This window comes from Janthinobacterium sp. GW823-FHT03B06, from assembly GCF_058796955.1.
On sequence record NZ_JBXAJE010000001.1, the window covers coordinates 1,063,590 to 1,085,014 of the forward strand.

General features: G+C 64.3%; 20 protein-coding genes. 12 read left to right on the forward strand and 8 right to left on the reverse strand.

The window, feature by feature from the left end:
• The first annotated feature begins 2 nt into the window (after positions 1-2).
• From hpnE to AC1RBA_RS04890, 4 genes are all read left to right on the forward strand, one after another.
• The gene (gene hpnE / locus AC1RBA_RS04875; protein ID WP_492416922.1) at positions 3-1,373 is read left to right on the forward strand and encodes a hydroxysqualene dehydroxylase HpnE; all 1,371 of its coding nucleotides are present in this window, start codon (positions 3-5) and stop codon (positions 1,371-1,373) included.
• 124 nt (positions 1,374-1,497) lie between these two features.
• Positions 1,498-1,653: a hypothetical protein gene (locus AC1RBA_RS04880; RefSeq protein WP_175445145.1), complete on the forward strand. Its 156-nt coding sequence runs from the start codon at positions 1,498-1,500 to the stop codon at positions 1,651-1,653.
• A 28-nt stretch (positions 1,654-1,681) separates the two neighbouring features.
• Positions 1,682-2,473, forward strand: a complete 792-nt coding sequence (locus AC1RBA_RS04885; RefSeq protein WP_492416924.1) for a DUF1700 domain-containing protein — start codon at positions 1,682-1,684, stop codon at positions 2,471-2,473.
• 10 nt (positions 2,474-2,483) lie between these two features.
• The gene (locus tag AC1RBA_RS04890) at positions 2,484-3,290 is read left to right on the forward strand and encodes a head GIN domain-containing protein (RefSeq protein ID WP_070288222.1); all 807 of its coding nucleotides are present in this window, start codon (positions 2,484-2,486) and stop codon (positions 3,288-3,290) included.
• Between the two features lie 160 nt (positions 3,291-3,450).
• On the opposite strand, the gene AC1RBA_RS04895 is transcribed toward AC1RBA_RS04890, so the two are convergent.
• Positions 3,451-4,692 carry a TIGR03862 family flavoprotein gene (locus AC1RBA_RS04895; protein WP_492416926.1) on the reverse strand — a complete coding sequence of 414 codons (1,242 nt, stop codon included), beginning with the start codon at positions 4,690-4,692 and terminating at the stop codon, positions 3,451-3,453.
• 154 nt (positions 4,693-4,846) lie between these two features.
• Here AC1RBA_RS04895 and AC1RBA_RS04900 point away from each other — a divergent pair, with 154 nt between their 5' ends.
• A complete protein-coding gene (locus tag AC1RBA_RS04900; RefSeq protein WP_070218662.1) occupies positions 4,847-5,080 on the forward strand; it encodes a hypothetical protein in 234 nt (77 codons plus the stop codon).
• A 47-nt stretch (positions 5,081-5,127) separates the two neighbouring features.
• Here the strand turns inward: AC1RBA_RS04900 and AC1RBA_RS04905 are convergent, their stop codons facing one another.
• The 3 genes from AC1RBA_RS04905 to thrC are packed head-to-tail and all read right to left on the reverse strand — an operon-like array spanning position 5,128 to position 8,100.
• Positions 5,128-5,382, reverse strand: coding sequence for a MoaD/ThiS family protein (locus tag AC1RBA_RS04905; RefSeq protein WP_492416928.1), 255 nt, complete (start codon positions 5,380-5,382; stop codon positions 5,128-5,130).
• A 10-nt stretch (positions 5,383-5,392) separates the two neighbouring features.
• A complete protein-coding gene (locus AC1RBA_RS04910) occupies positions 5,393-6,619 on the reverse strand; it encodes a molybdopterin molybdotransferase MoeA (RefSeq protein WP_492416930.1) in 1,227 nt (408 codons plus the stop codon).
• Complete coding sequence (gene thrC / locus AC1RBA_RS04915; RefSeq protein WP_492416932.1) at positions 6,619-8,100, reverse strand: threonine synthase; 1,482 nt, start codon at positions 8,098-8,100, stop codon at positions 6,619-6,621. Before thrC ends, AC1RBA_RS04910 begins: the two co-directional genes overlap by 1 nt.
• Positions 8,101-8,369: 269 nt before the next feature.
• On the opposite strand from thrC, the gene AC1RBA_RS04920 reads away from it, so the two are divergent.
• A complete protein-coding gene (locus AC1RBA_RS04920) occupies positions 8,370-9,110 on the forward strand; it encodes an AAA family ATPase (RefSeq protein WP_492416934.1) in 741 nt (246 codons plus the stop codon).
• Positions 9,111-9,323: 213 nt separating this feature from the next.
• On the opposite strand, the gene AC1RBA_RS04925 is transcribed toward AC1RBA_RS04920, so the two are convergent.
• The 3 genes from AC1RBA_RS04925 to kbl are packed head-to-tail and all read right to left on the reverse strand — an operon-like array spanning position 9,324 to position 12,985.
• Positions 9,324-10,724 carry an L-serine ammonia-lyase gene (locus AC1RBA_RS04925; protein WP_492416936.1) on the reverse strand — a complete coding sequence of 467 codons (1,401 nt, stop codon included), beginning with the start codon at positions 10,722-10,724 and terminating at the stop codon, positions 9,324-9,326.
• Between the two features lie 48 nt (positions 10,725-10,772).
• On the reverse strand, positions 10,773-11,738 hold the full coding sequence (locus AC1RBA_RS04930; RefSeq protein WP_492416937.1) for an NAD-dependent epimerase/dehydratase family protein: 966 nt from the start codon (positions 11,736-11,738) through the stop codon (positions 10,773-10,775).
• 20 nt (positions 11,739-11,758) lie between these two features.
• Positions 11,759-12,985, reverse strand: a complete 1,227-nt coding sequence (kbl, locus tag AC1RBA_RS04935) for a glycine C-acetyltransferase (protein WP_492416938.1) — start codon at positions 12,983-12,985, stop codon at positions 11,759-11,761.
• 222 nt (positions 12,986-13,207) lie between these two features.
• Here kbl and AC1RBA_RS04940 point away from each other — a divergent pair, with 222 nt between their 5' ends.
• From AC1RBA_RS04940 to AC1RBA_RS04965, 6 genes are all read left to right on the forward strand, one after another.
• Entirely contained in the window at positions 13,208-13,783 is a 576-nt protein-coding gene (locus AC1RBA_RS04940; RefSeq protein ID WP_070218654.1) for a helix-turn-helix domain-containing protein, read from the forward strand.
• 169 nt (positions 13,784-13,952) lie between these two features.
• Positions 13,953-14,879, forward strand: a complete 927-nt coding sequence (locus AC1RBA_RS04945; RefSeq protein WP_492416939.1) for an STM4015 family protein — start codon at positions 13,953-13,955, stop codon at positions 14,877-14,879.
• 21 nt (positions 14,880-14,900) lie between these two features.
• On the forward strand, positions 14,901-15,983 hold the full coding sequence (locus tag AC1RBA_RS04950; RefSeq protein WP_492416941.1) for an STM4014 family protein: 1,083 nt from the start codon (positions 14,901-14,903) through the stop codon (positions 15,981-15,983).
• Positions 15,976-16,833: an STM4013/SEN3800 family hydrolase gene (locus AC1RBA_RS04955; RefSeq protein WP_492416943.1), complete on the forward strand. Its 858-nt coding sequence runs from the start codon at positions 15,976-15,978 to the stop codon at positions 16,831-16,833. Before AC1RBA_RS04950 ends, AC1RBA_RS04955 begins: the two co-directional genes overlap by 8 nt.
• Entirely contained in the window at positions 16,830-18,209 is a 1,380-nt protein-coding gene (locus AC1RBA_RS04960) for an STM4012 family radical SAM protein (RefSeq protein WP_492416944.1), read from the forward strand. Before AC1RBA_RS04955 ends, AC1RBA_RS04960 begins: the two co-directional genes overlap by 4 nt.
• Entirely contained in the window at positions 18,203-19,090 is an 888-nt protein-coding gene (locus AC1RBA_RS04965) for an STM4011 family radical SAM protein (protein WP_492416946.1), read from the forward strand. Before AC1RBA_RS04960 ends, AC1RBA_RS04965 begins: the two co-directional genes overlap by 7 nt.
• A gap of 93 nt (positions 19,091-19,183) precedes the next feature.
• On the opposite strand, the gene AC1RBA_RS04970 is transcribed toward AC1RBA_RS04965, so the two are convergent.
• The gene (locus AC1RBA_RS04970) at positions 19,184-21,379 is read right to left on the reverse strand and encodes a prolyl oligopeptidase family serine peptidase (protein WP_492416947.1); all 2,196 of its coding nucleotides are present in this window, start codon (positions 21,377-21,379) and stop codon (positions 19,184-19,186) included.
• Positions 21,380-21,425 lie beyond the last annotated feature (46 nt).

A 21,425-nucleotide genomic window follows, 5' to 3' on the forward strand; every position in this document is an offset into this window, starting at 1 on the left:
GCGTGAAGCAACGCTACGCCGTCATCGGCGCCGGCTGGGCCGGCTGTGCGGCGGCCATGGAACTGGCGCGCGCCGGCCATGCCGTGACCGTCTACGAGGCGGCGCGCACCTTGGGCGGGCGCGCGCGCCGGGTCGAACGGGAAAAGACGGTGCTCGACAACGGCCAGCACATCCTGCTGGGCGCGTACACGGAAACCTTGCGCCTGATCAAGCTGGCGGGGCAAGACCCTGCCGAACTGATCCTCACCCTGCCCCTGCAGATGCGCTATCCGCCCGGCACCAAAGGCATGGATTTTCTCGCGCCGCGCCTGCCTGCGCCGCTGCACCTGGCATGGGCCTTGCTGCGCGCCAAGGGGCTGCAGCGCGCCGACAAGCTGTCCCTGATGCGTTTTTCCACGGCCATGCGCTGGATGGGCTGGCAGTTGTACAACGATTGCACGGTAACCGAATTGCTGCAGCGCTTCGACCAGACGGACACCTTGAACCGCCTGATGTGGCATCCGCTGTGCCTGGCAGCATTGAATACGCCGCCCGAGCGCGCGTCGGCCCGCGTCTTCATCAACGTGCTGCGCGACAGCCTGGGCGCATCGCGCCGCCGCGCCTCCGACATGCTGATCCCGAAGGCGGACCTCTCCACCCTGTTGCCGGACGCGGCCGCCCGCTATCTGGAACAGCATGGCGGCGCGGTGCGCACGGGCGCCAAGGTGGCCGCCTTGCACGCCTTGCCCGATGGCCGCTGGCGACTCGATGATGGCGTCGATGATGGCGAACACTATGACGGCGTCATCGTCGCCACCTCATCCGTGCAAGCGGCCAGCCTGCTGCAAGGCGTGCACGACCCGCGCCTCAATGACGTTATTACCAAAATGCAGGCCTTCACGCCGGAAGCCATCAGCACCTGTTACCTGCAATACGACGCCAGCGTACGCCTGGACTTGCCGTTTTACGCGCTCGTCGATGCGCCAGAGCAACAGCACTGGGGGCAGTTCGTCTTCGACCGGGGCCAGCTCGACGCGAATCAGGCGGGCTTGCTGGCCGTCGTCATCAGCGCGTCCGGCCCTGCCGCCGAGCAAGGCCATGGCCCGCTGGCGCAGGCGATCGCTGCGCAGCTGGCGCAGGTGCTGCAGCGCCCGGAACTGGCGCAGCCGGCCTGGACCCAGCTGATCACGGAAAAGCGCGCCACCTTTGCCTGCACGCCGGACCTGGCGCGCCCCGGCAATGCCAGCGGCATGCCGGGCCTGCTGCTGGCCGGCGACTACACGGCCAATGATGACCGGACGCAGGACTATCCGGCCACCATCGAAGCGGCCGTGCGCAGCGGCGTGGCGGCGGCCAGGGTGGCGAACACGGGCAAGGCGGCAAAACAGACTTGACGGTGCATCCCGCCCTGGCGTCGCTCGCCCCCGCGAAATTGCATTCTGTCGCACCGTGCTGGTGCGCTCGCGTGCGCTTGGGTACAGTCTGATCATCGACAACGGCCATGCCAAGGAAAATACCATGCACCCCACCTTGCACTTGAAAAACAGCTTGAAAGCCATGGCGCTGCTCGCTTGTGTGCTGCTCGCCACCGTCATCGTCATTCACGGACAGCAAGTGCCACAAACGCCATTGCTGCTGAGCCAGGCAAGCATGCTGCTGCCGGCGGTGGGCTGAGGCGGCGAAGCGGAGTAACAGGAAGAATATGATGAACAAGCAAGACTATCTCGAGGCACTGCGGCGCGCGCTGGCAGGCTTGCCGCCGGACCTGGTGGCCAAGACCCTCGATTATTACGAACAGACCTTCATCGAAGGCGCGGCGGCCGGCCGCAGCGAGCACGAAATCGCCGACGACCTGGGCGACCCGAAAAAGATCGCCCTCACCTTGCGCAGCAGCACCCACCGCCAGGCGTTCGAGCAAAAGAAAACCCCCGTCAACCTGCTGCGCCTGCTCGTCTCGCTGGTGGGCCTGGCCATCTTCAACCTGTTCATGGTCGTGCCCGCCGCCGTGTACGCGGCGCTGCTGGCCGCCCTGTATGCGGCCGGCCTGAGCTTTTACCTGGCCGGCATCGCCATCACGGCCAGCGGCTTGTCCGGCGCCAACGAACTGGTGCTCGAGGGGCCGCTGCGCCACGTCTTCATTCATGGCGACGAGGGCGGCGAAGGCGACGAACGGCGCGAAACGCGCATCACCATCGGCGACAAGGGCATCGAAATCGACCATGTGCCCGGCCCCTTGCAGCGTGAACCGGCTGAAGCGGAGGCACCCGGCGCTTCGTCGCGCATGATGGAGCGGGCCGAAGCGCTGGCCGGCGGCGGCATCCGCATCTCCACCGACATGGACCGCGATGCGCGCACCACACAAACCGTCTTCGGCGTCGGCATGCTGCTCGGCGGCATCGCCATATTCCTGCTCAGTCTGGTGGTCACGCGCTATACCTTGATCGGTATCAAGCGCTATATCGCCATGAATGTCTCCCTGCTCAAAGGTCACTAGAAAGGCTGCCATGAAACGCTTGCTCAAAGTCGGCCTGTCCATGCTCTTGCTGGCCATGGTCCTGATCGCCATGTCGTATGCGGCGCTGCGCGCCAAGGGGATCAGCAATCCCAGCAGCGCTGCCGGCCGCGCCGTGCGCAGCGACACGCGCCCGATTTCCGCCAATATCAACAGCATCGATCTGGCCGGTCCCATCGACCTGGTGCTGCGCCGCGGCGCCACGCCATCGCTGAAAGTGAGCGGCGAACAACGCCTGCTGTCAAACGTCGACACGACGGCCGACGGCACGACCCTGCATATCGGCCCGAAAGGCATGCTGTTCCACCATCGCCAGCCGCTGCAGGTGGAACTGGTGCTGCCAAGCCTCGTGCGACTGGAAGTGCACGGCAATGGCGACAGCAGGATCACGGGATTTTCCGGCGACAGTTTCATCCTGGAACTTATGGGTTCAGGCGACGTCAGCTTCACGGGCCGCTACAAGCAGGTGCAAGCGACCGTCAACGGCAGTGGCGATCTCGATATCAATGCCGGCAACAGCGACAGCGTCGTGCTGGAAATGGTCGGTTCCGGGCGCATCGCCGCCAGCGGCAACACGAAATTCCTGCGTGCCGACCTGAGCGGCTCAGGCGACATCGATGCCGAACACCTGGCGGCCGACAAGGCCAGCGTCAGTCTGCAAGGCTCGGGCCAGAGCACCGTCTTCGTGCGCGACGCCGCCAACCTGACCCTGCGCGGCAGCGGCGACATCCACGTGCACGGCAACCCGCGCCAGCGCGAGACCCAGAAAAGCGGGTCAGGCGACATCATCTGGCATTAATGATGACGCAGTTCACAATCTACTGCGCGGCGCGATTTGCGGCTGGCGATGCTCGCTGCCTCGGCGGCCCCGTACCAGAGTACAGCTGCGCTTCTCAGCCACAACTCGGGGCCGCTCGCTACGATTGTGAGCTGCGTCGTGGCGTTGAAGCATTTCTCTTTCAGCAATTCTTTTCCAGCCAGGCCACGGCCTGCTCGCCGGCCGCCTTGCCTTGCGCCAGGCAGGCCGTCAGCAGGTAGCCGCCCGTCGGCGCTTCCCAGTCCAGCATTTCCCCCGCCACGAAGACGCCTGGCATGGCGCGCAGCATGCTGCCGTCGATGCCCTCGAAATCCACGCCGCCGGCGCTGCTGATCGCTTCATCGATGGGGCGCGCACGCTTGAGCGTGACAGGCAGCAGCTTGATGGCGGCCGCCAGCCTGGCCTCGTCGGCAAAGTCGGCCGCGCTCAGGCATTCGCGCAGCAGGCCCGATTTCACCCCTTTGATGCCCAGCCGGCTTTGCAAATGGCTGGACATGGAGCGGGCGCCGCGCGGGCGCGTCACTTCCTCGAACACGCGTTCATGCGTGTGGTCGGGCGCCAGGTCGAGCCAGATGGTGGCGTGGCCGTCGCGTGCGATCTGCTCGCGCAGCGCGGCCGACAGCGCATAAATCAGGCTGCCTTCGACGCCGCCCGCCGTGATGACGAACTGCCCCTGGCGCTTGATGAGCAAGCCGTCGATGTCATGCGCCGTGATGGCCACGGTCGCCAGCGGTTCGCCCGCATGACGGCTGCTGAAATGCTCGCTCCAGTCCACGTCGAAGCCGCAATTGGCCGGCGCCAGCGCTTCCACGGCCACGCCCTGCCCTTGCAGCAGCGGCACCCAGGCGCCGTCCGAACCAAGCCGCGCCCAGCTGCCGCCGCCCAGCGCGAGGATCACGGCGTCGAAGGCGCACAGGCGTTCGCCGTCCGGCGTGGCAAAGGCCAGCTGGCCGTCGCGCCAGCCCGTCCAGCGGTGGCGCATGTGAAATTGCACGCCCGCTTCGCGCAAGCGGTGCAGCCAGGCGCGCAGCAGGGGCGCCGCCTTCATGTCCGTGGGGAAGACGCGGTTCGAGGAGCCGACGAAGGTCTCCACGCCCAGGCCGTGCACCCAGTCGCGCACCTTTTGCGGCCCGAACTGGTCCAGCGCCGGTTTCACGCGGTGCGCCTGCCTGCCGTAGCGCGAGACGAAGGCCTGGTAGCCTTCCGCGTGCGTGATGTTCATGCCGCCCCGCCCCGCCAGCAGGAATTTGCGGCCGACGGACGGCATGGCGTCGAACAACTCCACCCTCGCCCCCTGCTCGCTGGCCGCCTGGGCGGCCATCAGGCCGGCGGGGCCGCCGCCGATGACGGCGATGTGAAAGGGAGGAAGGCTGGAATCGGTCATGGCAGGCTGAAAGACGGTGAAAACCCCGGCATTTTAGTCGAGATAAGGCCCGGAGATGGCAAGAATGCCAAAAAATGATGCATACTGCGCGCAGAGGCCGCAGCGACCGGCGGCTTGACTTCACGCGACAACGCGACGACAAGAGGAGAAACACATGGGCGCAGGATTCTGGATTTCCCGTTATTTGCTGGCCAGCTCGATCTTATTCATCATCCTGACGGTGGTCGAGTACAGCAAGGGCACGACCAGCCAGACCGACATCCTCAGCGCGCTGGCCTGGTCGCTGGTGGCGTCGGCCATCTTCATCGGCTCGAAATACTGGCGCTACAGGAAGGCCGTCGCCTGCGCCACGTGCAGCGGGGACAAACCGAAAACCAGATCGTCATGAAAAAACGGCCACTTCGATGAAGTGGCCGTCTTGTTTGAGAAACGGGATCAGCCGCCCGTTACGGGCGGGAAGAACGCCACCTCGTCGCCTTCGCCGATCACGGTGTCGGCATCGCACATCACCTGCTTGTGCGCCGTGCGCAGCGCGCGGCCCTGTGCCAGCGCGTACTCCCAGTTGCCGCCACGGGCAATCAGCCGGGTTCTCACCTCGCCCACCGTCAGCGGCCCGGCCACTTCCAGCACTTCGTGGCCCGTGCCCACCAGTTCGCGCACGCTGGCAAAAAATCGCAGATTGATCTTCATCGATACTTCCTTAGTACAGCAATTCGTTAAACGGAATAAAACGCAGCATGTCGCCGCGCGCAATCGACAGCCCCGGCGGGCAATCGATCAAACCGTCGCCCCACACGGTGGACGTCAGCACGCCCGAACTCTGGTTGGCGAACAATTCCAGCTCGCCCTCATCATTCACTTTGGCGCGCAGGAACTCGTTGCGCTTGTCCGCCTTCAGGCGCTCGAACGCGGCCGGCAGCTTGTAGCTGCGCGGCGCCAGGCTGCCCGCCACGCCCTGCAGGCGCAGGATGAACGGGCGCACGAACAGCAAAAACGTGACGAAACTGGAGACGGGATTGCCGGGCAAGCCGATAAAGAACGCCTCCCGCACTTCGCCAAACGCCAGCGGCTTGCCCGGCTTGACGGCGATCTGCCACATGTTCAGCCGCCCTTCCGCTTCCACGGCCGGCTTGATATGGTCTTCCTCGCCCACGGACACGCCGCCCGAGGTGATGATCAAATCATTGCCCTGCGCCGCCTGGCGCAGCACGGCGCGCGTCGCTTCCAGGCTGTCGGGCACGATGCCCAGGTCCGTGATCTCGCAGCCCAGGTTTTCCAGCAGGCCGCGCAAGGTAAAACGGTTCGAGTTGTAGACGGCGCCCGGCGCCAAAGGTTCGCCCGGCATGGCCAGCTCGTCGCCCGTGAAGAACACGGCCACGCGCAGCTTGCGCAGCACCGGCAACTGCGCCAGGCCCACGGAGGCGGCCAGGCCCATTTCCTGGCTGCGCAGGCGCCGGCCCGCGCCGAGGATTTCGCCGCCGGCGCGGATATCCTCGCCCTGGCGGCGCACCCATTCGCCCGCGTGCGGCACGTGGTTGACCGTCACCACGCCGTCCGCCGCCGTGCACTGCTCCTGCATCACGACGCAGTCGGCGCCTTCGGGGATCAGGGCGCCCGTAAAAATGCGCGCCGCCGTCCCCGGCTGCAAGGGCTGGCCCACGTGACCGGCCGCGATGCGCTGCGACACGGGCAGGCTGGCCGCACCGCTGGCGCAATCGCTGGCGCGCACGGCATAGCCATCCATCTGCGTGTTGTCGCGCTCGGGCACGTTCAGGGTCGACGTTTGCGCCGTGGCCAGCACGCGGCCGTTGGCGCGCATGGTGTCGACCAGCTCCACCTCGGTCACCGGGCGCGCCGCGCCCAGCATGAAGGCTTGCGCTTCGGCCACCGACAGCATGGGTTTGCGTTGTGCAGTCGGATCGCTCATCACAAGCCCGTATTGGCGGCGATGTACGCCTTCATTTTTTCCACGTCCGTGCCCATCACAACGAACTTTTGCGGCAAGTCCTCGATGTTTTCGAAGCCGGCCGGGCGTTCCGCGTCCACGCCCAGCGCTTCGAGGATGGTTTCGTTGAACTTGGCCGCCAGCGCCGTTTCCAGCACGATCATCGGCACGTTCGGCTCCAGGTGCTCGCGCGCCACCTTGATGCCGTCGGCCGTGTGCGTGTCGATGGTGATGCCGTAGTCGTCGGCCACGTCGCGGATGGTATCGAGGCGATCCTGGTGCGTGGACTTGCCCGACTTGAAGCCGTATTTGGCCACCAGCTTGAATTCATCGCCATCGCTGCCAGGTTTGCCGGAGAGGTCAAAGCCGCCATGCGTTTCCACTTTCGTGAACAGGGCGCGTACGCGCTCGCTGTCGCGGCCCACGAGGTCGTAGACGAAGCGCTCGAAGTTCGACGCTTTCGAGATATCCATCGACGGGCTGCTCGTGTGGTACGTTTCGGCCGACTTGCGCACGCGGTAGACGCCCGTGCGGAAGAATTCGTCGAGCACGTCGTTTTCATTCGTGGCCGCCACCAGTTTCGAGATCGGCAGCCCCATCATGCGGGCGATATGGCCGGCGCAGATATTGCCAAAATTACCAGATGGCACCGTGAACGACACTTTCTGCTCGTTGCTGGTGGTGGCCGCCAGGTAGCCGCGGAAGTAATACACGACTTGCGCCACGACGCGCGCCCAGTTGATGGAATTGACGGTGCCGATCTTCTGTTGGGCCTTGAACGGCAGGTCGTTCGACACGGCTTTCACCATATCCTGGCAGTCGTCGAACACGCCTTCGACGGCGATATTGTAGATGTTCGGGTCTTGCAGGCTGAACATCTGCGCCGTCTGGAAGGCGCTCATTTTCTTGTGCGGCGACAGCATGAAGACGCGGATGCCCTTCTTGCCGCGCATCGCGTATTCGGCCGCGCTGCCCGTGTCGCCCGAGGTGGCGCCGAAGATATTGAGTTCGGCGTCATGCTTGGCCAAGGTGTATTCGAACAGGTTGCCCAGCAGCTGCATGGCCATGTCCTTGAAGGCCAGGGTCGGGCCGTTCGACAGCGCCTGCAACATCAGCGTGGTCGATCCGCCCTTGACGACGTTTTCTTCGAGCACGCGCAGCGGCGTGATGTCGGCCGCGTTTTCGCCGGCGCGGGCGTTCTTGTAGACTGCCTTGGTATAGGTTTTCGCCGTCAGTGCCTTCAGGTCCGCGGCCGGGATATCGGTGGCGAACTTCTTCAGGATTTCGCAGGCCAGGTCGGCATACGACAATGTGCGCCAGGCATTGAGCTCGGCACCAGTGACTTGCGGGTAGTGTTCAGGGAGATACAGTCCGCCATCGGGGGCCAGGCCGCCCAGGAGGATGTCGGAGAATTGCTGCGGATTCGATGGCGCTTTGTCAGCGCGGGTAGACACGTAATGCATAGATTTGAAGAGTCCAGTTGAGCTGAGTGCGGTTGATCATGAATGGCAGCGGATATTATAGTGCCAGCGGCCGTCCAAGGCGAATCGCGTGGCGCCAGCCTGATCAAGATGTGACAATTGGAGAGCCTGCTTATTATCAAACAAGCCATAATTGTATGAGATCAAGCCAGGCGAGCATGACCCGCGTACGCACTGGCGCGCGCCGACGATTTAGGCCACACTGAGCTTTCTGCCCTGCAAAGTGCCAATAATGGAGTCGAAAACCGGCCATGTCGCTGAGTAAAAAACCATATCTGCAAAGCGCCGCGCTGCGCTCCGACGCTGTCGTCGACCTCGATCACTATCCGTTCACCATCCCCGCCATCCGCGACTTCGTGCACATGGATTTCCACCCCGACGTGACGTTTTTCGTGGGCGAGAACGGCAGCGGCAAGTCGACCATGCTCGAAGCGCTGGCCGTGAGGCTGGGCTTCGGCAAGGATGGCGGCACGCGCAACGTGCGCATCGCCCTGCCGTCGGACGAGGAATCGGGCTTGCATGCACACTTGCGCCTGAGCAAGAGCTATAAAAAACCCGAGGACAGCTATTTCCTGCGCGCCGAAAGCTTTTTCAACGTCGCCACCTACATGGACGCCATGCCGGAATACCTGGGCAGCTACGGCGGCAAGTCGCTGCACGCGCAGTCGCACGGCGAAGCGTTCATGGCGACCCTGATCAACAAGCTGCGCGGAAAAGGCTTGTATTTGCTGGACGAACCGGAGGCGGCCCTGTCGCCCAGCCGCCAGATGGCGGCTTTATCGGTGATCCACCAGCTGGTGCAGGATGACTCGCAGCTGATCATCGCCACCCACTCGCCGATACTGCTCGCCTACCCGAACGCGAAAATCCTGATGTTTACGGGCGGCGGCATCCATGAGGTGGCGTATGAAGACACGGAACACTATGCCGTGACGCGAGATTTTTTGAATAACTACCCGCGGAGGCTGGAGCAGTTGTTTGAGGAGGAGTGAGGTGGTGGTTTGCTGCTTTGGTGATGTGGGCTTGCTGCATTGGTGATGTCGGCTTACTTACTTATTTGGTGATGTCGGCTTACGCCCTGCGGGCTAAGCCGACCTACGCCGACATGCGCCGACCGGCGCCGACATGCGCCAACCTGCGTTGCTTGCGTCATGGCGTAGGTCGGATTAGCGCTGCGCGCGTAATCCGACGCCACCACCAGCGCATCAGCAAGCGGCGTGGTTGACTGTAATCACGTGGATGGCCAGGCCGCCCAAGGACGTTTCCTTGTACTTGTCCTGCATGTCCGCGCCCGTCTGGCGCATGGTTTCGATGACTTCGTCGAGGCTGACGAAGTGCGTGCCGTCGCCCTTCAACGCCAGCGAGGCGGCCGTAATCGCTTTCACGGCGCCCATGCCATTGCGCTCGATGCACGGGATCTGCACCAGGCCGCCGATGGGGTCGCACGTCATGCCCAAGTGGTGTTCGATGCCGATTTCGGCCGCGTTTTCGATCTGCTCGTTCGTGCCGCCCAAGGCCGCCACCAGGCCGGCTGCCGCCATGGCGCAGGCCACGCCCACTTCGCCCTGGCAGCCCACTTCGGCGCCCGAGATCGAAGCATTGCGTTTGCACAACATGCCGATGGCCGCGGCCGTCAGCATGAAGCGGCGCACGCCGCCGACCGGATCGCTGGGGCGGCAATCCTGCGCGTAGTAGCGCAGCACGGCCGGGATGATGCCGGCGGCGCCATTGGTCGGCGCCGTGACCACTCGGCCGCCCGCCGCGTTTTCCTCATTGACAGCCATCGCGTACAGGCTGACCAGGTGCACGGCGTCGTGCGGCAAGTCGTTGGCGCGGTTGTCCGACGCTTTCGCTTCCTGCGCCAATCGCCACAGTTTGGCGGCGCGGCGCTTGACGTTCAAGCCGCCCGGCAGGTTGCCCGTCGTTTCCAGGCCGTGCGCGATGCAGTCGCGCATGACGTGCCAGATGCGGTCCAGGCCCGCGTTCAATTCCTCGTCGCTGCGCTTGACGCACTCGTTCGCGCGCAGCATTTCAGGGATCGACAGGCCGCTTTCCACGCCATGCGCCAGCAACTGCTCCATGGTGTCGAAGGGGAAGACGACGCGGGCGGACGCGGCCGATTCCACGGCCGCTTCCGCCTGCGCCTCGCCCGCCTCGCGGATAAAACCGCCGCCGATCGAGTAATACACCTTGTCGACGCGGCTGCCGTCAGTCAGTTTCAACGTAAAGCGCATGCCGTTCGGGTGCTCGGGCAAGGATTCGCTCTTGTGCCAGATCAAGCCCGTGGCCGCCGTAAACGGCACCACGTGCGTGCCCAGCAGCGCGATCTCGCCGGCCGCCTCGATGGCGGCCAGCTTGCTGTCGACTTCGTCGGGTGCCACGTCCTGCGGCGTTTCGCCCATCAGGCCAAGAATGACGGCCTTGTCCGTGGCATGGCCCACGCCCGTCAGCGCCAGCGAGCCATACAGTGCCGCCTCGACGCCCACTACCTGGTCCAGCGGACCGTATTCGACCAGAAAACGCCGCGCCGCCACCATCGGCCCCACCGTGTGGGAACTCGACGGCCCGATGCCGATTTTAAATAGGTCAAATACGCTCATATCCATGTAGTGTCTCTTTATATTAGTATGTTTTTATGAATGCCGGTGCTGAATTCAGGCCGCCTTGGCCGCCTGCCCCGCATCGACATTGGCCAGCATGTCGGTGACCATCTGCTCGACGCCGATCTGCGCCTTCCAGCCCCAGTCGGCGCTGGCCTTGCTGTCGTCCAGGCTTTGCGGCCAGCTGTCGGCGATGGCCTGGCGGCTGTCCGGCTTGTAGCTGATCTTGAAGTCGGGCACCATGCGCACGATGGCCTTCGCCAGCTGCTCGGGGTTGAACGACACGCCGGCCACATTGTAGGACGAGCGGATCTTGATCGATGCCGCCGGCGCGTCCATCAGTTCGATGGTGGCGCGGATCGCGTCGGGCATGTAGATCATCGGCAAGGTGGTGTTCGCATCGAGGAAGCAGTCATAGCGCTCGCCGCGCAAGGCCGCATGGAAGATGGCGATCGCGTAATCGGTGGTGCCGCCGCCCGGAGGCGATTTGTAGCTGATGATGCCAGGGTAGCGGATGCTGCGCACGTCCACGCCATACTTGTTGAAGTAGTATTCGCACAGGCGCTCGCCGGCCAGCTTGCTGATGCCGTACATCGACGTCGGGTCCATCACCGTCATTTGCGGCGTGTTCACTTGCGGCGTGTTCGGGCCGAAGGCGGCGATCGACGATGGCCAGAAGATGCGCAGCGGCTTGCCCGCCTCGCCCCGCTCGCGCGCCAGTTCCAGGATATTGAGCAAGCCATCCATGTTCAGGCTCCACGCCTTCAGCGGCGCCGCTTCGCCCGTGGCCGACAGCATGGCCGCCAGCTGGTACACCTGGGTGATGTTCTCGTCGGCGATGATCTTCGCCAGGCCGTCCTTGTCCAGCACGTTCAGCTGCGCGTAGCGCCTGGCCTGGTACAGATTGTTCGTGCCGATGTCGCTGGCGATGACGTTGTCCGCGCCGTGCTGCTGCGCCAGCGCGCCCACCAGTTCACTACCGATTTGGCCGTTTGCGCCAACGACTAAGATGCGTTCCATGCTATTTTCCTGAATTCTTGTTAATTGGTCGTGGTCGTGGTGGTCAGCAGACCCAGTTCCTTGCCGGCCTGCTCGAAGGCGGCCAGCACCTGCACCAGCTGCTCGCGGGTATGCGCGGCGGACAGCTGCACACGGACACGTGCCTGGCCCATCGGCACGACCGGGTAGAAGAAGCCCGTCACCAGCACGCCCAGTTCATACAGGCGGGCGGCGAATTTCTGTGCCACGGGCGCGTCGAACAGCATCACGGGAACCACCGGATGGGTGCCCGGCTTGATGGTAAAACCGATGCGTTCGATCTCGCTGCGGAAGAACGCCGTGTTGTCATGCAGGCGGTCGCGCAGTTCCGTCGACTTGGCCAGGCGCTCCAGCACCGACAGCGAAGCGCCGGCGATCGATGGCGCCAGCGTGTTCGAGAACAGGTAGGGGCGCGATTTCTGGCGCAGGGTGTCGATGACTTCCTTGCGCGCCGAGGTAAAGCCGCCCATGGCGCCGCCCAGGGCCTTGCCCAGGGTGCCCGTGATGATGTCGATGCGCCCCATCACATTGTGGTGTTCGTGCGTGCCGCGGCCCGTCGCGCCCATGAAGCCGGAAGCGTGGCATTCGTCGATCATCACCAGCGCGCCGTACTGGTCGGCCAGGTCGCAGATCTTGTCGAGTTGCGCAATCGTGCCGTCCATCGAGAACACGCCGTCCGTGACGATGACTTTATGGCGCTTGCCGGCGGCAATCGCCGCTTGCAGCTGCACTTCCAGGTCGGCCATGTCGTTGTGCGCATAGCGGTAGCGGCCGGCCTTGCACAGGCGGATGCCGTCGATGATGGAAGCGTGGTTCAGCGCGTCCGAGATGATGGCGTCGTTTTCATCGAACAGCGGTTCGAACACGCCGCCGTTGGCGTCGAAGGCGGCCGCGTACAGAATCGTGTCTTCGGTGCCCAGGAAGGCGGAAATCGCCTGTTCCAGTTCTTTATGCACGGTTTGCGTGCCGCAGATAAAACGCACGGACGACAGGCCGTAGCCGTATTTTTGCGTGGCGGCAATAGATGCTTCCTGCGTCTGCAGGTCGCCGGACAGGCCCAGGTAGTTGTTTGCACACATATTGATCAGGGTACGGCCATCGTCGCACACCACTTCAGCGCCCTGGCGCGAGGCGATCACGCGCTCGGGCTTGTACAAGCCCTGCTGGCGCAGTTGATCGAGATTCTGTTGCAGACCGCTGAAAAAGGTGTTCTTCGCTTGCTCGCTCATGATATTCCTTGTGTCCCTGATGTATGCGTGTGGTGTGCGTGTGGTTTCAGCCGCCATAGGGGAAAAGCCGCCGCTTGACCGGTGCGCGCACAATGCTGTACCGTGAAGCGCTGTTTGAAGTCTACACGTTTCCGTGATTTCCTTCAAAATCCACTATTTCGAACTAAAATTCAATATAGTGGATATTACCCAAGCCTTTTGAACTTTGCAAGCCACCTGCCGATGAAAACCAGCGTTTCGACCAATTCTCCCCCTGAAGTGGGTGCCACCCTGCAACGGCTGCGCCTGGCGCGCGGCCTGACACTCGAGGATTTGTCGCGCATCGCGGGCGTGTCGAAGTCCATGCTGTCGCAGATCGAGCGCGAAAAGGCCAATCCAACCATCGCCATCACGTGGCGCCTGGCCAACGCCCTGGGCGTGCAGATCGGCGAATTGCTGTCGAGCGCGGAAAAAGCCGTGGAAACCATCCGCATCACGGATGCCCACGAAACCCCCACCCTGCCCGGCGACCACGCGGGCTACGTGCTGCGCATCCTGGGCCCGATGGAACTGGCCGGCAAATACGAATGGTATGAAGTGACCCTGGCGCCCGGTGGCGAACTGGCGTCGCAGCCGCACGACCCGGGAACCACCGAGCATTTGACGGTCATCCACGGCAACCTGGAACTGGAAGTGGGCGCGGCGAAGAAAAAGGTCAAGAATGGCGGCACGGCACGCTATCCAGCGGACCAGCCGCATACGATACGCAACCTGGGCAAGACGGAGGGCAAGGCTTTGCTGGTGGTGATCCATCGATAAGGCACGCCAGCAGTGCGCAATATGTCCATATGGCTATGCTAAGATTTTAGTATAGACAAGATTTCCAGGCCTGGATGTCTTCGCAGAGCGTCGCGGCACATCCCGGCTCGTCCCTCCGCCACACTGCGCCCGGCATCCAGGCCTCCACCGCCCACACGGAGCCACAGCGATGACCATTTCCGACAGCACCACCACCTTCCACGACAAGAAAGTCGTCCAGTACGACCCGGACCTGCCGTTCGACGCCTCGCCCGGCATCGTCTACCGTTTGTCGCTCGAATACGACGACAAGCGCAAGATGGACGAGCTGATCGCCGGCTTCCTCGCCAAGGCCGACAAGGGCGCGCTCGAAGCGCTGATCATCGGCATGTGGGGCGACCCGTACGAATCGGGCGCCGACGAAGTGATGGCCGCGCTGATCGCCCACGCGCCGCAGCTGCCGAAGCTGCGCGCCCTGTTCATCGGCGACATGACGTACGAGGAATGCGAAATCTCGTGGATCGTGCAAGGCAGCTACAAGCCGCTGCTGGACGCCTTCCCGCTGCTGGAAGAGCTGCGCATCCGCGGCGGCAATGAACTCGTCATCGAGCCGTTCGCGCACCAGCACCTGCGCCGCTTCACCATCGAAGCAGGCGGCCTCGATCAAAAGATCGCCGAAGCGCTGGCGCAATCGAGCATGCCGCAGCTGGAACACCTGGAACTGTGGCTGGGCACGGACGACTATGGCTTTTCCGGCGACGTGGACCTGTACCGCAAGGTGCTGACGCAACTGACCGTGCCGACCCTGAAATACCTGGGCCTGCGCGACGCGGAAATCGCCGACGACCTGGCCGTCTGGCTGGCCGAGGAACCGCTGGTGGCACAGCTCGACACCCTGGACCTGTCGCTGGGCACCATCGGCGACCTGGGCGCCGTGGCCGTGCTCAATCACACGCAGCTGGGGAACCTGAAGCGCCTGGACCTGTCGCACCATTACATTTCCGAGGAAAACCAGGCGAAACTCAAGGCGCTGCCTTTCGAGGTGGTGCTGGACGACCCGCAGGAAGCCGATGAAGACGACGGCGAAAGCTACCGCTACGTGGCCGTGGGCGAATAAGCGGAGCCTCGCCCTTTGCACATGCACCTCACCCTGCTGGCGACACAGGGCAGCAAGCGCGTGCGCCTGATGCAGGCGGCGCGCGCGCAACTGCGCCTGCCGCCCGCGCAAGTGCTGGAATGGCGCGACTGGCTGGCGCAGCCGGCGCTGCTCGAGGAAGCCTTGCGCCAGCCCGGCCTTATGAAAATCGAACCGCCCGGCGACGATCCCGCCGCCCACCGGCTGTTGCTGCAGGCAGGCTGCAGGCTGCTGGAGCGTCCGCCGGTCGCCGCGCCCGAACACGGCGAACTGCTGGCCATGGATGCGTGGTTTGCCGGTTTTACTTCCGCCATGACTGCCCTGGCGGCGCAATTGCTTGAGCTGCCGCACACGCGCGTCTTCAATGCGCCGTCCGACATCAGCCGCATGACGGACAAGCTGGCGTGCCAGCGCCACCTGGCCGCGCACGGCGTGCCGATACCTGACTTGCTGGGACCCGTGCACGGCTACGAGCATCTGCAGGCGCTGCTGCACCAGCATGACCTGGACCGCGTCTATTTGAAACCGCGCTACGGCTCGTCCGCATCGGGCGTCGTCGCCTACCGGCGCAACCGGGCCGGGCGCCAGCAAGCCACCACCTCGGCCGCCTTGCAGCATGGGGCCGGCCAGACGCGCTTGTTCAACGTCAAGCGCATGGCGCGCTACGAGACGACCGCCGACATCGCCGCCCTCGTCGACGCGCTGGCCGCGCAGGAGCTGTACGCGGAAGGGTGGCTGAACAAGCCCCGCTGCGGCGACAGCCATTACGACCTGCGAGTCGTGACCGTGGCGGGCCAGCCAGCGCACCGCGTGGCGCGCATCGGACAGCAGATGATGACGAATCTGCACCTTGACAACCGGCGCGGCGACGCGTCCGGCCTCTTGAACGCAGCCGATCTGGCCGCGCTGGAAGACACCGCCGCCCTGGCCGCGCGCGCCTTCCCCGCCAGCCACGTGACGGGCTACGACCTCGTGGTGCGCCACGGCCAGGCCCATGTGCTGGAAGCGAACGCCTTCGGCGACCTGCTGCCCGGCCTGCTCTGGCAAGGCATCGATACTTACACGGCACAACTGGCCCATGCTTAAAGAAACACCGATCATCCCCGACATGCACGCCGTCGTCGGCAGCCACGACATCGTCTTCCTCACGCTCGACACCCTGCGTTACGACGTGGCGCAAGCCCTGTACGAGGCGGGCGAATTGCCCGTGCTGGGGCGTTTTTTAGCACCGGGCGGCTGGGAACGGCGCCACTCGCCCGCCACGTTTACCTATGCGGCGCACCAGGCCTTCTTCGCGGGCTTTCTGCCCACGCCGGCCGCGCCGGGCCGCCACCCGCGCCTGTTCGCCAGTGCTTTTGCGGGCAGCGAAACGACGTCGCCGCACACATACGCCTTCGAGCAGGCGGACCTGCCCGCCGCGCTGGCCGCGCGCGGCTACCGCACCATCTGCATCGGCGGCGTGGGCTTCTTCAACAAGCAGACCGCCTTGGGCTGCGTGCTGCCGGCGCTGTTCCAGGAAAGCCACTGGAGCGCGGGCATGGGCGTGGCCAGCCGCCATTCGACGCAAAAGCAGGTGGCGCTGGCGACCCAGCTGCTGGCGCAAAACGATCAACGCACTTTTTTGTTCATCAATGTCAGCGCGCTGCATACACCCAACCGCGCCTACCTGCCCGGCTGCCGCGCCGACAACCTCGACAGCCATGCCGCCGCCCTGCGCTATGTGGACGGGGCGCTGGCGCCCCTGTTCGCCGCCTGCGCCGCGCGCGCGCCCACGTTCGCCATCGTCTGCTCGGATCACGGCAGCGCGTATGGCGAAGACGGCTACCGGGGCCACAGGGTCGCCCACGACAGCGTGTGGAACGTGCCGTATGCGCACTTTTTTATTCAACCAGATACGGCCGCCTCAACGCCGCCACCCCAGGAGTCCCCACCGTGAACCCATCCGAACAGCCGGGCACCCTGGCGCAGCGCATGCGCCACACGCCCTACCAGGCATATTCCTATTCGTATCCGCACAAGGCCGCCTACCGCGCCTTGCCGCAGTCGGCGCCGCTGGCGCCACTGTGGGCGCAGCAGGACCGTTCCGCCCTCTTCGCCTACATCCACATCCCGTTCTGCGAGATGCGCTGCGGCTTTTGCAACCTGTTCGCCATGGCCCGCCCCAGCGCCGACATGGTCGAGCGCTACGTGCAGCAAGTGCTGGTGCAGATGCGCGCACTCAACGGCGCGCTGGGCGAACGGCGCTTCGCCCGCTTCGCGCTGGGCGGCGGCACGCCCACCTACCTGTCGCCCGCGCAGCTGGACACCCTGCTGTGCGGCGCGCGCGACATCCTCGGCATCGACCTGCAGCACACGCCGGCCGGCATCGAAGCGTCGCCCGAAACCATCACGGCGGAACGGCTGGCCGTGTGCCGCGCGCATGGCATCGATCGGGTCAGCCTGGGCATCCAGAGCTTTGCCGCCGGCGAAATGCGCGCGCTGGCCCGTCCGCAGCAAAACGCCACCGTCCATCACGCCATCGGTCTGATACGCGCGGCCGGTTTTCCCACCCTGAACCTGGATCTGATCTACGGCATCGCGGGGCAAACCGTCGCCAGCCTGCTGGCCTCCATCGACAGCGCGCTGGCCTTCCGGCCCGAAGAGCTCTATCTGTATCCGCTGTATGTGCGCGAACAGACGGGTCTCGGCAAGGTAGCGCGCCGCCAGGGCGCGCAGTCGCTCAACCCCATCATGCTGGCGCGCGATGGCGACAGCCGTCTGGCCCTGTACGCGGCCGCACGCGACCATTTGCGCGCGCAGGGCTATGAGCAGGTCTCGATGCGCATGTTCCGTGCCCCCCATGCGCCGGAACAGAATGGTCCCTCGTACTGCTGCCAGAACGACGGCATGGTGGGCCTGGGCGCGGGCGCCCGCTCCTACACGTCGCGCCTGCATTATTCGAGCGAATACGCGGTGGCGCGGCTTGACACCATCAACATCATCGACAACTACCTGGCGCTCGACGAGGCGCGCTTCGCGCAGGCCGAACACGGTTACCAGCTCGATGACGAAGAACAGCGCCGGCGCTATGTGATCCAGTCGCTGCTGACGGAACCGGGCCTCGACCGCGACGCCTACGCGGCGCGCTTCGGCTCCCGCTGCGAAGCAGACTTGCCGCAGCTGGCCGAGCTGCACGCGCTGGAATTAGTGGAAGAAAATGGCCCGCTGCTGCGCCTGAATGACCGGGGCTACAGCTACGCCGACACCATCGGCCCCTGGCTGGCATCCGAGACGGTGCGCGCGCTGATGGCCGAAGGCGGCCAGACGTGCTGACAACGCAGCCTGGCGCTTTGTCCCTGCTGTACCGGGGCACGCTGGCCAGCTGCAATTACGCCTGCGGCTACTGCCCGTTCGCCAAGAAGCGCGACAGCCGCGCCGCGCTGGCCCGCGACGCGCGCGAAGTGGCGCGTTTTACCGGCTGGGTGGGGCAGCAGACGCGCCCCATCGGCGTGCTGTTCACGCCTTGGGGCGAGGCGCTGGTGCGGCGCCACTACCGGAGCGCGATGCAAACCCTGGCCAGCCTGCCGCACGTACGGCAAGTGGCGCTGCAGACGAATCTGTCCGGCCCCCTGGACTGGCTGGAGAACATGGACGGGCTGGAAAAGGTCGGCCTGTGGTGCACCTTCCACCCGGACCAGACGACCTTGTCCCGCTTTCTCGCCCGCTGCGCGAAGCTCGATGCCATGGGCGTGCGCTACTCCGTCGGCGTCGTCGCCATGAACGAGCACCTGGACGCCATCCGCGCCCTGCGCGCGGCGCTGCCCGCCCACGTCTACCTGTGGCTGAACGCCTACGACCGCCGTGGCCCCGGCTACTACAGCGAACAAGACCTGGCCGAACTGGACGCCGTCGACCCGTGGTTCGCGCAAAACCGCCGCCCGTCTCCCTCGCGCAATAAACCGTGCCTGGCGGGCGAAGCGTCGCTGTCCGTCGATGGCGACGGCGAACTGGCGCGCTGCCACTTCGTGCCCGAGCGGCTGGGGAATTTATATGAGGATCACCTGGCCGACATGCTGCAGGAACGCAGCTGTCCGCGTTTCAAGTGCGATTGCTACATCGGCTATGCGCAGCGCAAGGATTTGCCGTTTCAGGCGGTGTTTGGGGAGGGGGTGCTGGCGAGGATTACGGAAGCAGGCCAGCGTAGGTCGGATTAGCGGCGGCACGCCGCGTAATCCGACATCGTGCTGACATGACAGGTGGTGTCGGATTACGCACGGCGATGCCGCGCTAATCCGACCTACCCGGTTTTACTGCGCCGCCACCTTGGCCGGCTCCGCCACTGCCGGCGTCATCTTCAGCGAACGGCTGAGGAAGCCCCAGCGGTCGGCCACTTCTTCGATCTGCTTGGTCGTCGGCTTGCCGGCGCCATGGCCCGCCTTGCTGTCGATGCGGATCAGCACGGGTGCCGGACCGCCTTGCGCTGCCTGGGCAGCGGCGGCAAACTTGAAGCTGTGGGCAGGCACGACGCGGTCGTCGTGGTCGGCCGTGGTGATCATGGTGGCCGGATAGCAGCCGCCCGCCTTCAGGTTGTGCAGCGGCGAGTATTTCACGAGCGCCTTGAACTGTTCGGCGTCGTCCGACGAGCCGTAGTCAGGTACCCAGCCCCAGCCCACGGTGAACTTGTGGAAACGCAACATGTCGAGCACGCCCACCTGCGGAATCGCCGCGGCGAACAGGTCGGGACGCTGCGTCATGGCCGCGCCCACCAGCAGGCCGCCATTGCTGCCGCCGCCGATCGCCAGCTTCGATGGCGAGGTGACCTTGTTGTCCACCAGCCACTGCGCCGCGCCAATAAAGTCGTCGAACACGTTTTGCTTGTTCAGCTTGGTGCCAGCCTGGTGCCACGCTTCGCCGTACTCTCCGCCGCCGCGCAGGTTGGCCATCACGTAGACACCGCCCATTTCTACCCAGGCAAGATTCGCCACGGAGAAGCTCGGCGTCAGCGAAATATTGAAGCCGCCATAGCCGTACAGGTAGGTCGGATTCGTGCCATCGAGCTTCATGCCTTTTTTCGAGACGATGAACATCGGCACCTTGGTACCGTCGCGGCTGGTGAAGAATTGCTGGCGCGTTTCAAAGGCATTCGGGTCGAAATCGACTTTCGGCTGGCGGTACACCGTGCTCTTGCCCGACTTCATGTCGTAGCGATAGATGGTCGCCGGCGTCGTGAAGCTGGTAAACGAGTAGAACGTTTCCGTGTCGCCACGCTTGCCCGCAAAACCACCGGCCGAACCGATGCCCGGCAAGGCCACTTCACGCACCAGCTTGCCGTTCAGATCGACGATCTTGATTTGCGTTTGCGCATCTTTCAAGTAATCGAGCACCAGCTGGTTGTTGATCAGGTTGACGGCGACCAGGGTTTCCGCGCTTTGCGGCACGATCTCTTTCCAGTCGGCAGGAGCAGGTTTGCGCGTATCGATGGCGATCACGCGCGATTTCGGCGCCTTGTTGTCCGTCTTGAAGAAGAAGACGGGGCCGTCATTGTCGATGAACGAGTACGATGCGTCGAACTCTTCCAGCAAGCCCACGACCTTGGCGTTCTTCTGGCGCAATTCCTTATAAAAAACGCGGTTCTTGCGTTCCGTGCCCTGCGTGGCCGTGATGATCAAATAATTGCCGTCATCGCTGACGGTGCTGCCGCCAAACGCCCATTCCTTCTGGTCGGGACGGTCGAAGACGAGCACGTCGTCGCTTTGCGGCGTGCCGATCTTGTGGAAATACAGTTTCTGGAAATAATTGATATCGGCCAGCTTGGTCGCTTCGTTCGGCGCGTCATAGCGGCTGTAGAAGAAACCGGTGTTGTCCTTGGTCCACGAAGCGCCCGAGAACTTGGCCCACTTGATGTGGTCCGTCAAATCCTTGCCCGATTCGATGTCGCGCACTTTCCACTCGTTCCAGTCGGAACCGGACGCGGACGTGGCGTAGGCCAGGTACTTGCCGTTCGGGCTGATCGAGGTGCCGGCCAGCGCCACCGTGCCATCGGTGGACAGGGTGTTCGGGTCCAGCAGCAGGCGCGGTTCGTCCGTCAGCTTTTTCACCGTGTACAGCACGGCCTGGTTCTGCAAGCCATCGTTGCGGCTGTAGAAGTAGCGGCCGCCCTGCTTCGTTGGCGTAGAGAAACGCTCATAATTCCACAGCTTGGTCAGGCGCTGCTTGATCGCGGCGCGCTCGGGGATGGTGCCCAGGTACGACTGCGTCAGCTTGTTTTGCGCCGTGACCCACTCGCCCGTTTCCGCGCTGTTGGCATCTTCCAGCCAGCGGTACGGATCAGCGATGGTGGTGCCGAAATAGCTGTCTTGCTGATCGACTTTTTTGCTGACCGGATACGTCACGGGAGCGCCGTCGCCGGCCGGGCACGATGGCATCGCGGCGTTTTGCGCCAGGGCATTGCCACCGAAAGCGGCGAGCAAGCTGAATATGAGGGTTGCACTACGTAATTGCATGGGTTGTTGTCTCATTGTTGGATGTCGAGGAAAGCAAGCCGCACAC

What these genes read in the sequence shown, in the direction of transcription:
- AC1RBA_RS04920 (WP_492416934.1), top strand. Translation starts at nt 8,370, where the DNA reads ATGTCGCTGAGTAAAAAACCATATCTGCAAAGCGCCGCGCTGCGCTCC.
- AC1RBA_RS04895 (WP_492416926.1), bottom strand. Translation starts at nt 4,692, where the DNA reads ATGACCGATTCCAGCCTTCCTCCCTTTCACATCGCCGTCATCGGCGGC.
- AC1RBA_RS04930 (WP_492416937.1), bottom strand. Translation starts at nt 11,738, where the DNA reads ATGGAACGCATCTTAGTCGTTGGCGCAAACGGCCAAATCGGTAGTGAA.
- AC1RBA_RS04955 (WP_492416943.1), top strand. Translation starts at nt 15,976, where the DNA reads ATGCTTAAAGAAACACCGATCATCCCCGACATGCACGCCGTCGTCGGC.
- AC1RBA_RS04970 (WP_492416947.1), bottom strand. Translation starts at nt 21,379, where the DNA reads ATGCAATTACGTAGTGCAACCCTCATATTCAGCTTGCTCGCCGCTTTC.
- AC1RBA_RS04885 (WP_492416924.1), top strand. Translation starts at nt 1,682, where the DNA reads ATGATGAACAAGCAAGACTATCTCGAGGCACTGCGGCGCGCGCTGGCA.
- AC1RBA_RS04905 (WP_492416928.1), bottom strand. Translation starts at nt 5,382, where the DNA reads ATGAAGATCAATCTGCGATTTTTTGCCAGCGTGCGCGAACTGGTGGGC.
- AC1RBA_RS04900 (WP_070218662.1), top strand. Translation starts at nt 4,847, where the DNA reads ATGGGCGCAGGATTCTGGATTTCCCGTTATTTGCTGGCCAGCTCGATC.
- thrC (WP_492416932.1), bottom strand. Translation starts at nt 8,100, where the DNA reads ATGCATTACGTGTCTACCCGCGCTGACAAAGCGCCATCGAATCCGCAG.
- AC1RBA_RS04925 (WP_492416936.1), bottom strand. Translation starts at nt 10,724, where the DNA reads ATGGATATGAGCGTATTTGACCTATTTAAAATCGGCATCGGGCCGTCG.
- AC1RBA_RS04940 (WP_070218654.1), top strand. Translation starts at nt 13,208, where the DNA reads ATGAAAACCAGCGTTTCGACCAATTCTCCCCCTGAAGTGGGTGCCACC.
- kbl (WP_492416938.1), bottom strand. Translation starts at nt 12,985, where the DNA reads ATGAGCGAGCAAGCGAAGAACACCTTTTTCAGCGGTCTGCAACAGAAT.
- AC1RBA_RS04910 (WP_492416930.1), bottom strand. Translation starts at nt 6,619, where the DNA reads ATGAGCGATCCGACTGCACAACGCAAACCCATGCTGTCGGTGGCCGAA.
- AC1RBA_RS04890 (WP_070288222.1), top strand. Translation starts at nt 2,484, where the DNA reads ATGAAACGCTTGCTCAAAGTCGGCCTGTCCATGCTCTTGCTGGCCATG.
- AC1RBA_RS04880 (WP_175445145.1), top strand. Translation starts at nt 1,498, where the DNA reads ATGCACCCCACCTTGCACTTGAAAAACAGCTTGAAAGCCATGGCGCTG.
- AC1RBA_RS04950 (WP_492416941.1), top strand. Translation starts at nt 14,901, where the DNA reads ATGCACCTCACCCTGCTGGCGACACAGGGCAGCAAGCGCGTGCGCCTG.
- AC1RBA_RS04945 (WP_492416939.1), top strand. Translation starts at nt 13,953, where the DNA reads ATGACCATTTCCGACAGCACCACCACCTTCCACGACAAGAAAGTCGTC.